At 34.0% G+C, this 15,430-nt stretch carries 21 protein-coding genes; all 21 read right to left on the bottom strand.

The genetic code is table 11. From position 1 onward, the window contains the following. Positions 1–89: 89 nt before the first annotated feature. Positions 90–593, bottom strand: a complete 504-nt coding sequence (locus KF896_05660) for a hypothetical protein (GenBank protein MBX3043185.1) — start codon at positions 591–593, stop codon at positions 90–92. Further along, positions 593–1,642: an ImmA/IrrE family metallo-endopeptidase gene (locus KF896_05655; protein ID MBX3043184.1), complete on the bottom strand. Its 1,050-nt coding sequence runs from the start codon at positions 1,640–1,642 to the stop codon at positions 593–595. Before KF896_05655 ends, KF896_05660 begins: the two co-directional genes overlap by 1 nt. 204 nt (positions 1,643–1,846) lie before the next feature. Next, entirely contained in the window at positions 1,847–2,002 is a 156-nt protein-coding gene (locus KF896_05650; protein ID MBX3043183.1) for a hypothetical protein, read from the bottom strand. A 35-nt stretch (positions 2,003–2,037) separates the two neighbouring features. Further along, positions 2,038–2,514, bottom strand: coding sequence for a hypothetical protein (locus KF896_05645; GenBank protein ID MBX3043182.1), 477 nt, complete (start codon positions 2,512–2,514; stop codon positions 2,038–2,040). Positions 2,515–2,528: 14 nt separating this feature from the next. Continuing rightward, a complete protein-coding gene (locus KF896_05640) occupies positions 2,529–3,029 on the bottom strand; it encodes a hypothetical protein (protein MBX3043181.1) in 501 nt (166 codons plus the stop codon). After that, positions 3,026–3,439 carry a hypothetical protein gene (locus tag KF896_05635; GenBank protein MBX3043180.1) on the bottom strand — a complete coding sequence of 138 codons (414 nt, stop codon included), beginning with the start codon at positions 3,437–3,439 and terminating at the stop codon, positions 3,026–3,028. The genes KF896_05640 and KF896_05635 overlap by 4 nt, the downstream gene beginning before the upstream one ends. Further along, on the bottom strand, positions 3,436–5,850 hold the full coding sequence (locus tag KF896_05630; GenBank protein ID MBX3043179.1) for a hypothetical protein: 2,415 nt from the start codon (positions 5,848–5,850) through the stop codon (positions 3,436–3,438). The genes KF896_05635 and KF896_05630 overlap by 4 nt, the downstream gene beginning before the upstream one ends. Before the next feature lie 3 nt (positions 5,851–5,853). Next, a complete protein-coding gene (locus KF896_05625) occupies positions 5,854–6,576 on the bottom strand; it encodes a hypothetical protein (protein MBX3043178.1) in 723 nt (240 codons plus the stop codon). Then, on the bottom strand, positions 6,560–6,730 hold the full coding sequence (locus KF896_05620; protein MBX3043177.1) for a hypothetical protein: 171 nt from the start codon (positions 6,728–6,730) through the stop codon (positions 6,560–6,562). Before KF896_05620 ends, KF896_05625 begins: the two co-directional genes overlap by 17 nt. Positions 6,731–6,754: 24 nt before the next feature. Continuing rightward, a complete protein-coding gene (locus tag KF896_05615; GenBank protein MBX3043176.1) occupies positions 6,755–8,290 on the bottom strand; it encodes a hypothetical protein in 1,536 nt (511 codons plus the stop codon). 4 nt (positions 8,291–8,294) lie between these two features. Continuing rightward, positions 8,295–9,875 (bottom strand): hypothetical protein, encoded by a 1,581-nt coding sequence (locus KF896_05610; protein MBX3043175.1) that lies wholly within the window; start codon positions 9,873–9,875, stop codon positions 8,295–8,297. Between the two features lie 9 nt (positions 9,876–9,884). Further along, positions 9,885–10,172, bottom strand: a complete 288-nt coding sequence (locus KF896_05605; protein ID MBX3043174.1) for a hypothetical protein — start codon at positions 10,170–10,172, stop codon at positions 9,885–9,887. A gap of 8 nt (positions 10,173–10,180) precedes the next feature. Further along, positions 10,181–10,567, bottom strand: a complete 387-nt coding sequence (locus tag KF896_05600) for a hypothetical protein (protein ID MBX3043173.1) — start codon at positions 10,565–10,567, stop codon at positions 10,181–10,183. Positions 10,568–10,632: 65 nt separating this feature from the next. Next, a complete protein-coding gene (locus KF896_05595; GenBank protein ID MBX3043172.1) occupies positions 10,633–11,232 on the bottom strand; it encodes a hypothetical protein in 600 nt (199 codons plus the stop codon). A 9-nt stretch (positions 11,233–11,241) separates the two neighbouring features. Next, positions 11,242–11,586, bottom strand: a complete 345-nt coding sequence (locus KF896_05590) for a hypothetical protein (GenBank protein ID MBX3043171.1) — start codon at positions 11,584–11,586, stop codon at positions 11,242–11,244. Between the two features lie 2 nt (positions 11,587–11,588). Next, the gene (locus tag KF896_05585; protein ID MBX3043170.1) at positions 11,589–11,888 is read right to left on the bottom strand and encodes a hypothetical protein; all 300 of its coding nucleotides are present in this window, start codon (positions 11,886–11,888) and stop codon (positions 11,589–11,591) included. Positions 11,889–11,890: 2 nt separating this feature from the next. Next, positions 11,891–12,292 carry a hypothetical protein gene (locus KF896_05580; GenBank protein ID MBX3043169.1) on the bottom strand — a complete coding sequence of 134 codons (402 nt, stop codon included), beginning with the start codon at positions 12,290–12,292 and terminating at the stop codon, positions 11,891–11,893. Then, positions 12,292–12,705, bottom strand: a complete 414-nt coding sequence (locus KF896_05575) for a DUF1320 domain-containing protein (protein ID MBX3043168.1) — start codon at positions 12,703–12,705, stop codon at positions 12,292–12,294. The genes KF896_05580 and KF896_05575 overlap by 1 nt, the downstream gene beginning before the upstream one ends. Then, positions 12,705–13,751 (bottom strand): major capsid protein, encoded by a 1,047-nt coding sequence (locus KF896_05570; protein ID MBX3043167.1) that lies wholly within the window; start codon positions 13,749–13,751, stop codon positions 12,705–12,707. Before KF896_05570 ends, KF896_05575 begins: the two co-directional genes overlap by 1 nt. Continuing rightward, positions 13,751–14,053, bottom strand: coding sequence for a head decoration protein (locus tag KF896_05565; GenBank protein ID MBX3043166.1), 303 nt, complete (start codon positions 14,051–14,053; stop codon positions 13,751–13,753). The genes KF896_05570 and KF896_05565 overlap by 1 nt, the downstream gene beginning before the upstream one ends. An 81-nt stretch (positions 14,054–14,134) precedes the next feature. Beyond that, entirely contained in the window at positions 14,135–15,355 is a 1,221-nt protein-coding gene (locus KF896_05560; protein ID MBX3043165.1) for a hypothetical protein, read from the bottom strand. Positions 15,356–15,430 lie beyond the last annotated feature (75 nt).

Raw genomic sequence — 15,430 nt, 5'->3', positions numbered from 1 at the left:
CAAAATAAAGCAATTGGCTCGAAAGATTACAAGTAATGAGTACAGGTATTGAATGTATGTATTAGGTGCAGGATAATGTAAATATGAGGTTATTTGTTTGACCAGTTCTCAAACCTTTTATTACATTCTGAAACAGGAAGTCTTTTATTCGTCTTCATTAATTCTTTAAGCTTAGTAAAAGCAGTATCTTTGGAGATTCTATTATACTCAATCAAAGTATCTAATATCCAAAGAATTCCGTGATATTCAATGCCTGACTGTTTTGCTTTATTCCTTAAAGCTTTATCTCCGGACAGAATAATTGCGTTGTGCTTTTGTGCCAATATAATAACCGAACAATCTGGTATAGACAAACCGGGTTGTTCTAAATTTATCTGAAATGCCTCCGTTAATTGCTCTGCATCTAATGATTCAATGGAAATTATTTTTTTTAATTTATATTCATTTATTATCAATTTAATAGTTTCAGTTTTTATTTCGCTATTGACAAAATCACTTGTGATGAAGTCAAAGTCAAGACCTAAACAACTCTCCAATAAATCCATTTCATAAAGGTCGAAAATAATATTTGCATCTTTTATGGCTACTTTCATTAGAATACTTCAAAACCTCGCCTAAATTCTTCAAGGTTCTGTTTCATAAGTTGAGAAGCTTTACTGAAAGTAATAATTTCCTCGCTTGCAGCTTTAAGAACTAATCTCTCAAATCTGCTACTTGATTCTTCTCCAACATATTTTCCAAAATTCGCTTCATTTCTTTGCTTTTCTTTATTAAGTCTAATAAAGAAACCTTTTAAAGTAGCTTCAGAAATAATATTTAGATTGAATAAGCGATATATAACTGCTTGAATTGAGATTCCAAAATATTCTTTAATTTCAATCAATTCCTGAATTGAAATATGACTTCGCTTGGCTCCAAGAAAATTCTTCAATGATGCTTCAGGTAAGAGAAATGCACCAGCAAAGTTATGACATAATTTCTCAATGGATTTATCGTTTAAATTTTCGTGAAATGACAGTAGTAAGTGTGCTAACTCGTGAATCACAGTAAATCTCTTTCTTACTATGTCAATATTTTGATTTACAACTATAACTGGAAAATTCTCAACCCAAGTAGCAAGACCGTCAAAGCTCTGATCTGCGTCAATCTCAACTATCTTCACACCCTTATCTTCAAGCATTTCAATAATGTTTGAGACCGGATTCATTCCAATTTCCCAATTTTTTCTTAATTCTTGGCTTGCAGTCTCTATGTCCTCTATTGAATTAATTACTATCTTTTCTAATGGATTAGTGAATTCGTATCTTACATTTAATATTCTTTCAATTTCAATATAGCGTTCAAGGTAATCAATAACAAATTCTTTTATTTGTTGAATATCTTTTTTTCCAAGTTTAGATTTCTTTCTAAACTCAATATTTCCTAATTTGATATTTGAATCTCTGAAAAAATAATCAATCGGAACTTGTAAAGCTTCCGACAATGCAATAATAATTGAACTATCAGGTTTTCTTTCGCCCTTTTCATACAAATTAAGAGCTTGAGCTGATAAATCAATAGACATCTTTTCAGCAAGTTTTCTTAATGATAAGCCAGAAAGCAACCTTGCTGATTTTAACTTCTTTGCAAAAACATTTTCCATACAATTCTCCATTTCAATGTTGACAAAAATACTAAAATTTTTTCTTACTGTCAACAAAAATGTTTACAAACATTCAAAATAATTAACGTTTTGTCAACACTTTTGTTTTAAGTAATAGAGAATTCGGATGCTCAAAGTAGTATTAAATAAGCAGATCATTAACTAAAGCCAAAATTCTTATAATTTGGCTAACGTTAATATACGCTATCTTGTATTAATCATAATTTCAAGAGTTTTGATTGCATCTGACAGTAAAGATTGGCGAACTGTTGGGTACTTGGTAATGTCATTATTTGCAAGAACAGGTACATACCAAATATTTACCAGTGCTATTCCTAACCTTTTGCTAAGTTCACCCACTTTATAGCAGTTTTCAATTTTCTCTTGTTCTTCGATTAAGCGTCTTGATTCAAGTTCCCTTGCATAGTCTTCTGCAAAATCGGTAATAACATTTCTATTCCGCTGCGCTTCTTTTCGCCTTGCAAGTTCGCCAAGATAAGAGGTTTCTTCCCGATACCTGAAAAAAAATCCGTTGCACACTCCCTCAAATCATTCAAGTATGAAATAGGTAGGTTCTTTATAAATGCCTCGACTTCCGATTCCGCTTTGTCTTTATTAAATGGTTGGAGAATATCATTTTTGACTTCACGCAAGAGATAGCTTAAAACAATAGAAAGCCATTCTGCTCCTCTTGATTTGATTACCTGCCTAAAGTTTTCAGGTTCGTTCTGGAGTTGATTATATTTGAATTCGCCTGCTTCACGGGCAAGTTCTGCTTGCTCAACAGTCAAGATATTAAAGTCATATTTATATGTTTTATCTTTGTGAATAAACACTTTAGATTCAATTGGATTGTGTTGTTCTTCTAACATTTTAATTGTTCCTTTTAAAATACTATTTCTGAAAGTCTTTTTACAAAACCAAAAAGTCTCAACACAACTCTTGGTCTATATTCAACTGATTCTATTTCAATTGAATGATTCATTGAAAAACTCGATATACTCATACGTGTTCCGTAAGTTGAATTGATTGCTCTTGGTGGTGTGTAACCGTTTTCAGTCCAACCCCTCGATGTTCCAAGGATTAAACTTATTGAATATCTACCTTTTAAAACTTCTTCAAGAATAAAATCAAGGTTATTGTCATAAAGTTTGTTGTAAGGTATGTATAAAGTCGCTTCAAATTTATATCCAAGCCGTTTAATAGTTCCTAAGTGGGTGTTTCGAGTGATAGGAGAAAGTCGAAAACTTGATTCTGCTTCAAGATTATGAATAATTATGTTGGCATCATAAGGATCGCCCCATTCTACTTGGGAAAAGAATTGAATACCTCGAATAGGCATTAATGCTACTTCTCCTGCAAAGTTTTGAAGTATAATCTCTATCATAATGGATTCACATATGATAAATTCAATGCAACTTCCGGTAAATCTCGTATTTCGTCTATGTAACTAATTGGAAACCTTCCAGTTTCAGTCATAACTTGCACATAATTACCCCAGATTGAATCTTTTTGAATTGCAATGTATTTAAACCTGCCAATCCAAAAACTTTGTAAGAAATCAAGAATCTCACTATGATATATTTCATCGGCACTAATAATAACTTCAATGTCTTTGTGGCAATAAAGAATATGGTTGAATTTCCTGCCATTTAGTAAAATCCCTGATTCTTCAGTCTTGTTTACTAACAAGTCAGTACATTTGACTGTTTCAAATAACTCTTGATTGGGTGCATTTTCATCAAAAGCTAATGAAGTCAGTCTTTCATCACCATATCTTAGTGCTATTTCTTTCACGGCTCTTGGAGTACTCCTGATTCATATGGAAATTCAACGATTTCAAGTATAAAGCTGTTTTGAGAATCAATCGTACCTAAGGAAATAACCATATCTTCTGAATAATTAGGAATATTCAAAATATTCTCCAATATGTTTAAACCAATTGAGTTTGTTCGTGCATAAACTTGCTTTCCAATGTTAGTAAATGCATAGCTATCACTAACCACTCTGCCAGAAATCTGAACCAGAATATTGTCATTTCCCAAACCTGATTCTTTAGCGATCCCGATGGTTTTATTATGATAGATACTCCTACTTTTTGATTTTGCTATACGTCCACTGGGAAGCAACATCACAGCATCTCCAGACAGTATTTCTTCATCATCTTCAATTTCATAGTTTTGAACTAAAGTTGATTCTTCTGAAATAAATCCGCTATTAAGCATAGACATCATAAACAAAGGTAGCAAACCTTCATTGCCTTCCCACCAACCATAAGCAAACCTCTCTAATGAATGTAATTTTAACTTAGTTTCAGGTTTTTGAAGATTAATTTCAATTCCGACAACGACAAAGTCCCTTTGAACATCTTCTTCGAGCCAAACACCATTATCAAATCTTTTGACCGTTTCAGCAATCTTGACTTTAGAGCCAAGTTTGATATTTTTCCAAGAAGAGTTAGAGCCGTCTTGGTATTTTGAAAAAGCATTCCAATATGGAACAGTCAATGAATATTCAGTTTCGTAATATTGTTTATCTCTTGCAAGAATATAGTTTACATATTTAGATAGCGAATCAAAATCTAAAGCTGTACCATTGATATTAGCAAAAATCTTTGCCGCTGGTCTCCAAACATCAACAAGCCCAATTCTTTGTATTTGAGTTGGTTCAATAGGTTTTGTCTTAACATATATACCAGTATGAATTCTCTCAATTGAACTGCTACTACCTTTGCCGGGAGCATTAGCAATTGATTGGAGAATAGTTGTTTCCCAATTACTGTTGTTACGAGTAACGTTTAAGGGGACATGATAATAGAAATGACCACCGTAATCATTGACAGCACACAAAACAGCTCTTGTTATTGAAGTAGTTAATAGCAGTCTTTCGGATTCAATGCCTTTCTTTTCTTTGTCGTACTTTCTTTGTTTATCGAAATCTTGAAACTTCTTCGATGCTTCAGGTTCGTTAGTGTTGGGTTTATTACTTACATCATCAAACTCATCTACAGCAAAATTATTAGCAAGACCGTAAAATTCATTAGATTCTTTAGTAATAATAGAACTTGTATCGAAACTTGCCTCACTTGTTCCTATGATATATGTATAATCATTATCAACTAATCCTTTCCGAGATTTGAACTCAAGATTTAATGATGTGCCTGATGTATAGCTTATAAATAAGTAACATCCAAAACTTCTTGCTATTTCAAATAGTAAATCGGAAATATTATCAATGCTTCTGAATGAATAAGCTAATTCACTTGAGATTTGGTTCTTCTGCCAATCTTGCTGCCCGGAATTGCCTAAAGTAGGATCAATCATTTTTCTATGGATGAATGGAGAAGACCAATTGTCAGCACCGCTATGATTGGAGAGTTTAAGTTCAATTCTTATGCTTTGTTCTGCTTTGATTTCCTTAACCTCATCGCTATATTCTTTAACCAAAGCATATGAAACAGGACTTGTTTGAAATCCTAAGGAACTTTCAAGCAAATTCAACTGTAATGCAGTATTCGTAAGTTCAGAAATAATTGATGATGCTTTGAGCAAATATTCTTTAATTACTTGATATAAATTACCAAGTGGGCACAAGTACACTAAATTACTTGATACGTTATCAATCGAATAAGAAAGTCTATATTGGAAAATACTTTTCATTGACGCCCAATTTTCATTTTCAAACCTTTGATAAACATTATCTATTGGCGTCCCTTCCAAGTTCTCTATCTTTCCAGTTAGCTTTACTTGGTCAAGCACAGAAATATCAAAACTATAAGCAGAAAACTTATATTCTCTTTTGGGATTTACAAAAAAGTCGTATTCTTCTCCTATCCAAAGCTTATCAGTCCCGGACACTTTACTGCTAATTTTACCCAGGAAAAGCATATTTTCTAGAGTTGCAACTTCTCCAAAGAATATCCCACAATATCTGTTTACTTTGATATTTGTAGCATCGAGAACAAAGTAAAGTGCTTTTTCATCACTTTCATTTTGGCATGCAAGATGATTAATTGAAAAAGGTAGTTCGTCAATTGCGTAACTACCTTCTTCAGTATTCAAATCCTTTTTAACTGATTCAAGCATAAAAATATCTGTTTCTATTCCATTATCTTGAAATAGCTCTGTATATGAATCTGAAACAGCAAATACAACAGCTTGCTGTCCGAATAAATATTCTGTAAAGCGATATTTCTGCCAAAATCTCATAATCTAACTATAAGTAATATTCGTAATGACAACAACATCTCCTGTCAATAGTCTTTCTGCATCTGTTGAGAGAAGGTCAGGCGGTTTGATACCTTCTATATCCTTACCTGTTCCACCAAGTTTCCACGTAATAGCTGTAAATAGGCTTACTGCTGTCAAGTCTGTAGCTTCAAGTCCAGAGTTCTTATAAGATACAAAAGTAATAGTTATGGAAGCAGGACTGTTGTTAAGTTGCTGTTCCAAGTCATTATTTACTTTGCCAATCATATGAATGAATCCATCTGGCTTACGTAGAGTTGCATCGGTTCTTGCTTTGTGTGAATATCCTGTACCAATTGTGATTAAGAATTTGGCATCCATATTGTCTTTTAATTGCTTAATGAATGCAGTCCAAGAGTTTGATTCAATTGGAGCTTCATTAATCACTAATGTAATTTCTCCTTTGTTAGAGGCATCGCTTGAAGCATCGGCAGGTGTGATGTCGCTTTCATCTTCACCAGAGAGAATAAGATTAGTTTTTGGAAATCTCCAAATTGCACCGTCAGCTCTGTTAATGTCTATGTTCTCAGAACCCTGAGAACTTGAACCTGGTTTCAGAATCTTGTAAGTGGACGATTGCAAGTTGTTAAACTTCCATAGTTCAGACAAATCTTCGTTCTCAATTTTGTGAATCCAAGCGAATGGAGAACCTGTTAGTATGATTTTTTTATCAGTTGATGTTGGCATTTTGACCTCCTAAATCATTATTAATTATAATTTCATCTTCAATGTTTGGAACAGTTTTAATTTCATTAAGTAATGAAATCACATCTTTGAATGGTTTATCTGCTATTAAGCTGATAATTTTATTGATGGTTTGTTCTGTTATGATATACTGCATTTTTTTTACCTTTATATAAAATTCTTATTGTCCGCCTTGTTGTACTTCTTTACAATTTAATCCTTCAATCGTGCCTAAATACTTCACGTGAATATAGCCACCGAGAATTTGTCTAAATGATCCGTTGGGCAAAGTAACTCTATAACTTACCGCTCTTGAACCACAAATATTAGATTGTGCAAAAATAATTGCAGAACCCTGTAATGAAAAATTGAACCATTTAACATCTTCGTGAGTTGCTGTAACTGAAATCACACCACTTTTATCTACCAATCTCCAATTGTCCATCGGAGCCATTAATTCCAAAGTCTGTGAACTGACACAAGAAGCAGTATTTATTCTATTTGATTCATATTCTTTAAATTCAACAAATACCATAACTTCATAGAAACCATCAAAGGGTAATCCCTCTCCAATTGGACTAGGAGCATAGCCAGTAAATTGGCTTAAAGGAACAACACCTGTACTTAGAATGTCATATCTATTGAACCAACTTGTTTTAGGGCATTTGACAACATTCATTCTAATCCAAAATCTCTCGAAATTTTGAATAGGATAAACAGTATGTCCATTACCAAATTCTTCATCTGAAAATGAGCAACCAACGTAAAAACTACCGGTATTCAAATAAATGAATTCTTCATCAAAATAAATTGTTTCTCCAGATTGCCAATTATACCTTACCGATTTAACTATAGTCCACGCAGAATTTTCATCTTGTCGAATCAAAAACTGACAATAAAGAGGAACTCCGTGAAAGTCAAGACCTTCGTCATTGTCCATTGGTTCAACGCTCCATTCACCTTGTAAATGAACTTGGAAATATGAACAATCATCTCCGTTTGTTAATAAGCCATTTGGTACACCACCAAGCTGAAGTTTGTCTCCACCTACAACCGAAATCAGTTCGTAATAAATTTCTTGCTTACAACATTGTGATTGACTTGATGATTGTTGTGCAGTATTCATCTTTCTTTCTAAGCTTACCAATATCCAAACATCTGAGGTTGGACTATAGGAAAACTCTGCTTTAATTAATTCCGTTAAATCAGTGTCTGTTCTTGTGTCAATACGTTTATGATTAGTAGGAACAGTATTTATAGATAAATTCTTAATATTGAACCAAGAGCCATCCTTTGCCGTATATACAAACCTTCTACCTCTTATAGTTTGCCAATCATTAATTATTCTTGTTGTTCCAATAAAATGTAGTGTTCCTATAGTTCTTGCGACATTATCATCGTATCCTTCAGATATATTAATATTCCAAGGATTAGTATTACTTCCGTCCAGATAATAACTTGTCGCATTGAATGCCGTAATTTCATCTCTTGGATTATTGCTGTCAAGGGCATCATTATCCTCGTAAGACCAGGGCAAACTGTCCCAAGTTATCCATTGCAAACCGTTCCAAACCCATATTCTACTTGCATAATACACTGCATAACCACGATGATTTGAATTAAGTCCAGTAGGTAAAGAAATCACATTCTCCAACCTTCCTTTCAAAATTTCGGAAAAATTCATATCAAAATCATCAAGTACCGGAGTAGCAGACATCTTGTTATCCTAAAATTACTACATTATAAACCTTTGCAGTTGCAGGAGCAACTTTGAAAGATATTTTCGTTGTATTTGTATCAAATCTTTCGATCAATGGGAAAACAGTATATCCTGTTGTGTTTTCATATACATCTATCAGTATGTCTTTTGTTCCAAGATTATGAATAACTGAAAACGTAGTAGTGGAATTATCTCCAGTGATAGAAGCAGTAACTTTCTTGTTCTTATATGCACTATTAATAACTAATTGATTACCAGTAATAACAAGGGTAGAATTGTCAACATTTACTTTTAATCCACTTGCAGACTTGCTTATTCCGCCATTTGAATCGAGTTTGGCTTGCAGAATATCAGAAACTATTTCAATAGATTGATTATCAACATTAACATCAACTTGATTCCCTGTCTTTGATAAACCATTTCCAGCAACTAATTCTGCAACTCCATTGAATTGAGTCCAACTAATTGCAGTAGTGCCTAATGTACCGCCACTATCAACATTACAAATCCAAGCGGTATCTGCATTAACAGTACCCTGTTCTACAAATACTGCTGCACTTACAACTTCTGCCCAAGTATCAATATCGCTAGCTCTTGACCAAGAAGTTGAAGCAACAACGTAGATACCGTTTTGAGATGCGGTTGTTTGGTTTTTGACAAGAACTCTATTACCAACAGCAAGAGCAATGCCGTCTATAGTTTGAGTTCCCGACAAAGTAATATTTGCTGTTGTTGCAACTCTTACGCTGTTCTTCCAGGATAAACCGGAAACAGCATTATCTACATAGTTCTTCGTAGCAGCATCTTGTGGACTTGTAGGGTCTGCAAGGTTTGTAATCTTTTGACTATTCAGATTCAAAGACGTTGTTGGAACAGCCATTTGGTCAAGTCTGTTTGTTCTAACGGCAGTATGGAAATCAGTTATATTGCTCGATGTGTGGGTGTGTGAAGGCAAATCTCCTGAGCTTAAATTTGTTGCTGATGTTATCCTACCTTTCACATCTACAGTTACTTTTGTATAAGTACCTGCAGATACTCCTGTGTTTGTTAATTGGAGACCATTAGCTACTATTTCAATCCCACCACCCGAAACAATTCTGACATCCGCTTTTATTTGATTGTTGGTGTCATCATAAGTAAAATCAATTGAATTAGTATCAATTAATGCACCCCCAACGGCATCTTGAGAAGCTTCAACGAAATCTGAAATAGTTGATGAAGTTTGTGTGCCAGTATGATTACTTCTATTCAGGTAGTAAGCACCATTTTGGTTATTCAATAAATCGGAATTATCAGCAACATCTACTTTACCGTTATTGTTAGTATCATAGACAGATTTTTCCATATCAGGATAAACCCAAGATGTAGCTGTTCTGTAACCTAATTTTCCATTGCCTTTAACTGTATCAGTTTTTGCAGTATTATGAATTATCTGCCCGGCTAATGGAGAAGCTGGCTCAGAAGCAAGATTTTGAACTACTGCCTGTCTTATTTCATTCTTATCAAGGTCTAAATAACCAGTACCGTTAAGTAAAGTCAGTACGCCTGATAAATCTATATCGTTTAAAAAAGGTATCGGCATTTGATTCTCCTAATTACAATATGCTTTTCCTGAAAATGGATACTTAAATAAAATTCTAAGTTCGTTATCATCAATATGTTCAACATTGCCATAAACAACTGTTCCCGAACTGTCAACCGTTGAAACTGATGGATTCTTTCTTAGATTATGAATTACGTGCCAAACATTACTCGCAGAACTCTGTTCGTGAATATAGTGTTTATCTGCTATACCTGTATCAAGTTCATTTAACTTGATTTTACCTAGTATGTTATACCTAATTTCACCATCAATAATTTCTGCTTTCTGAATCCACATAAGAAACCTCAATCTTTACCGAAGGATTTACCTATGACATAACCTACGATTGTGCCTCCCAATGTGAACGCTGGTGCTTCCCACCAAGGTCTTTCTTTTATGATCTCTTTAGTGATATAAATCGTATGAACCATTGTGCTATCAGGTTTCTTTCTAATCCAAAGATCGAAACTGTTTTCTGGAAAATCAAATTTTGCATATACAGTATCTCGTTTAATAATGGTATCAATAATAGCAGTGAAAGGTTTCGTTTCAATAATAGTATCACGCTTAAAAACGAGCTTTGTCCTTGCTTTTTCAATCGTTATCGGTTCAGCTTGTTTAACTATTATGACAGTATCTCTTTTAGTAATTACACTTGTTAATTCATTGCAATGCTTTGAACTTCTTCCCAAGTAAAAACACAAAAGCAAAGATATTGCTAATAGAACTATCCCTGTTAATAAATGATACTTTTCTTTCATACTGTTTTAAATCCTATGAAACCTCTAACCACCATTCTACCTAAAAAGTGATGAATGTTTCGTTTTCTTAAATAAACACCTCCACCGTCATCTTGAGAACCTTTATCACCGGAACTTGTATTGAAACCCACAGTAACAACCCAACCCGCTTTTTTTACTTCAATAATTCGTTCAACGTGTCCACGCCATTCGTTAAGTCTTCTCCAAAACATCAAATCATCTATGATTGGATATGGGTTGGATTTCTGACCAATTTTCATAGCTTCGTTAAACATAGTTACAGTAGATCCTGTTCTATAAATTGGAATTGATTTTTTTGGCATTCCCAAATCCGTTGCAGATGAATAGAAGCACCAATACTGTCCAGCTGCACAGTAAGGATTACCTTTTGCTAATCCTACGCTTCGTAGGTATGATTCAACTTTTCTTCCGTCGTTCCTGCCAGTTTTCTCTTTGACACCTACTTGGGCAAGCAAACTATCTCGAGAAAGTAATAACAGCTTTCCCTCACAAGGTATTAAATATCTTTGAAGAGAAAAAGTCTCAACTGAGGCGACCAAAAGAAGTAATATCGTTATAATAACAAAGCTTTTCATATTAAATCCTTAATTAGAAAACTGAGCGATATATACACCTAAAACAACAAGACCGACCAATATATGCACTCCCAAGAATATATAACCCAATACAACCATTATAGAATGTCTTTCAACACTATTAAGCTCTTTATCATCACCTTCCATAATTAGCTTTGTAAAAGGTATTTTGGTGTAAGTAAATAGAGCTATTCCCGACAAGGATAATGCCATCGCTTCAAGTGTTGCTATAAAAAGAAAAGTTTGTATTTCGGCTGTTCCTGGACGTAAGAAGAAAACTGCAACTATTCCGATGAAAAGCCAAACTGCATTTCTAAGTATAAAATCAATGACTGATTTAATTTTAGTGTCCATCTTTAACTCCTGTGATTTGATGTTAAATGATTATGAAATTGTTTATTTAAGTCATTCAGTAATTTTTTGATGTCTTCAAGTTCTTTCCGAATTGAGTCATCATATAAATCAACTCTCTGTTCGAGTAGCTTAACTCTTTTTTCGAGATTGTTAAACTTCTCGATTTCGGCTAACTTACTTGAAAATACTTCTTCGTTTGCCTTTCTGTTATCTCTTTTCAGCATAAAATAGAAAGTAATCAATCCAACTATTAAAAGTCCGAATTGTATAGCATTGTTAATCAATCCATTTGCAAAGTCCATAGTTATTCTCCAATAAAATAAACTGTTGGAAGCATAAATCTTATTTCGTAGTGCCATTTGTCTTCTTCAACAAACAAAAACTTTTCTGAAATAGGATATAGTTTCATATTTTCAATAAATAGATCATTCGTTAGCGACTGTCTCACTCTGTCCAGAGTTTCATAAGCTCCAAGATGGGAACGTAGGTTTCTAACGATTACGATAACATCAAATTCAAGCATCCTTGCTTGTTGCTCAATTCTTGGATTAGTATAGTTAGAACCTTCATAACTCACAAGTACTGCACCTTTTGGGTGTAATAACTCGTAATCCTTGACGTTATCAGGAAATGGCTCTACTGCTAAGTCTTGAATGTCAATTTTTAGCTTATCAACAATAGCAGATTCAATTTCTGTTATCATCATCAGTAATTCTCCAACTTTGTTTTATCAAAAACAGGTTTTCTTTCTGAAACTAAAAAGAATCCTGGTCTTGATTCTGCTGTGCCTTCGTTCAATGTAATCATCCCTTTCTGAATCTTTTCGAGTGTTGCAATTCCATCTTTGTAAAAGTTTTGTATATTGTCGAATACTTTCCCTCTTCGTTTGTAAAGCTCGTATTTCACAATGTCAATGCAAATCTTTTTGAGTATTGAGTGTTCATTTATAATTGGCAATTCATATCTGCCTCTAAGATAACCGTCAATTATCTGTGTAACGTCCGAAATGTATTTACTTACAATTTCATCATTTACAACATTTGGCTCTTCATCGTTGCTTAATTGAGCAACAACTTTTTCAGTTAAATCATCAACTATATCTTGAACTGTGCAATACATTACAATACCGTTGCCGAAATGATAGCGTTAGGTTCGTGAATTGTCGGTAAACTCTTTTGCTCCACTTTCCAATCCAAAGCAGTCTTATCTTCGTTTGTATTAGTTTCTACTAAAAATTCATCAGTGAAAACTCTTGTGTTTCCATTGTCAATACGATAAATAGGCCCAAAATGAACTCTAAATCCATTTGATTGACTTGCAATCATAATAGCTTTTTTAGGATTAATCATATCTGCTGTTGTATTATCGGGTTTAGTGTATTGCTGGTTGTATTCATATATGTCAATACCCATTATCCTTCCGATGAAAAGACCTGATCGTGTTGGACTTTGGTTTAGGTCAATTACACCAACTTTATTGTTATTGGTATCGAGTTCTTTCTTTACTGAATCATTTGATAAAAACGCATCAGCTGCCTCACTGCCCAAAATCAAAAGATCGGCATTAAAGCCACATCGTTTCATAATATCACGTTTCCAAGCTCTTAAATTAACCAATGGTTTGGAATTAGCATCACTCCATTTTGAAGTTGAAGTCAGTGAATGAAGATGAACGTTATTTTCAAACTCAAAATCGGCTACGAAATCAATATTATCTTGGGAAACTGTTAGTTTGCCTGTTGAAAGTGCTTCACAAGCCATTTGTTCACGACGTCGAATTATTCTGTTTTTGAGTTCTTCAAGCTCTTGGAGAATCATTTGGTTCGGAATTCTGGTTCTCTCTTCAGCATTTGCAACATATAAATTCCCAATTGACCTATAATTTGCTAATTCAAAAGCGGTAAACACTTTTTTCTCAAAGGTTCTCGGTAAAGTCAAAGTCCTAACTGATTTAGACAATTTCTTTATTAATTGTGCACCTTCGTGTTGGTTTACAAATTGAGCTAATTTGTCAGATCCAATTGTAATTTCTATATCAATTTTATCTGCAGCGTGAAACTGTTTTGTTTTAAACAAAGTATTTAAAACAAAAGGTTCAATAACTTTTGCACGATTAATTGCATTAGTCAAACTTCTTGCTTCAAACATATCAATTAAAGCACTCATTATTTGTCCTCCTTAATCACTATGGAGCCATTGTTATAAACGTCCGGAATAATTTCGTGTCCGGCACTAAGACCTGATTTTAGAAATTCTCCGTGAAAATACATAAACCCTTTGCCATCAGCGATTGTAGCATCAACATCGCAACCTAATATACCGCATATAACTTCAGAGCCATCTGTTGAACCTTCATCCCAAAGGGTATATTTTCCGTTGTTAGGATTCGCTTCTGCATTGATCTGTCCAAGACAAGCACCTCGTTTAAGGTTTTGACCAGACAGGATGATTATTTCACTTACTTCCATAGTAGGATGTAAGCCCGCAAAAATATCGTTATTCGGCTCAATGTCTACAAGATTTGTAATTCCAAGATTAATACTCATTTCTTATCTCCCTTGATAGTATTCTTCAATAAACTTATTTTGACCTTCGAGGTCATTTGAATCACTATAAGCATTTTGCTTAGCGATTTCATTGAACTCAATTTGCATCGGGAAAGATTCAATAAGTCTTTTTATCAAATCTTCTCCAGACATCTTAACGATGTTCCCATTCTCCGAAAACTCAAATCCTTTGTTATCTTGGATTGCTTCAAAAGCAAGTTTAACGATTGGTTTTTGTGCCGGAACTAAACGACCTAATTGAGATTTGAAGTAATCGTTGAACTTCATATCTCGGTTATCTTTTTCGAGAAGTTCAAGTTTCCTTTGCATTTCTTGAAACTCTTTACTTTGCTTAACGTCTGGCTCACTTGCTTCTAAGGCAGTCTTTGATTCGGTTTTCGATTCAGAATCATTGAGATATTTGTTCTTAATCCTCTCAAGTTCTTCTGCGGTCTGATTAGCAATTTCTTCGTTGAATGTAGAACGAAGCCACCCCAACAATTCCTGAAATAGCTTTGAATATTTATCGGGCATATTGCCTCCTTGAAAATTGATTGATTTTTGATTGGGTGAAAAAGGTTTTTCCTGTCCTTCAAAATTGCTAAATTTTGAGGGAGAAGAATATTTATTCTTTTCTTTAATTTCCTTTAATTTAATTTGTTGGATTTTGTTACCACTTTGCTCAACATCTGTTGAACAAGTGTTGAACATCTGTTCCTTTGTGTTCAAATTTCGCTGGTTGTTTGTTCCAGCATTCTTGTCATTCTGTTTCGTTTCTGTTGTAATTGTGTTGCCTTTTAGTTCTCCAAAGCAGATAAATGATTCACTTCCATTAAATTCACTGTCTTTCAAACCTTTTACTGCTGGTGGAATTGCACCAAGAAAACCAATATGTCTTAGCATCATATCAGGATAAAGAGCAATAGATACTTTTTTGTATCTGCCTTCTTTGATAAGTTGCTCGAATTCAGGGTCAATCTGTGTAAACTTTGCAAGTAATGTTTCACCATCTTTCTTGAGAGATTCAACCCAAGCGTATGCTGGCGAATTGTTCACAGGATGCCCGATTACAACTGGTGCTTCATGCTTATCGTCAGGCATTTGATTGTTATACTTTGATATGATTGCATCTATATCTTCGGAACTCCATTCACGCTCGTTTCCGTTTGCATCTGTATGCTTTCCTGCTTTGAATACTTCTTTCCACATAATACTTGATTTCAAAAATTTTACACTACAACAACCGCAAAACTATTTAAATTCTTTGCAAGCCAAAAAGCACTCGGTGTATGTAAAGAA

It is taken from the genome of Ignavibacteriota bacterium, from assembly GCA_019637995.1.
GTDB lineage: Bacteria > Bacteroidota > Ignavibacteria > Kapaibacteriales > UBA2268 > JANJTB01.
This window is presented reverse-complemented; position numbering and strand designations above follow the sequence as displayed.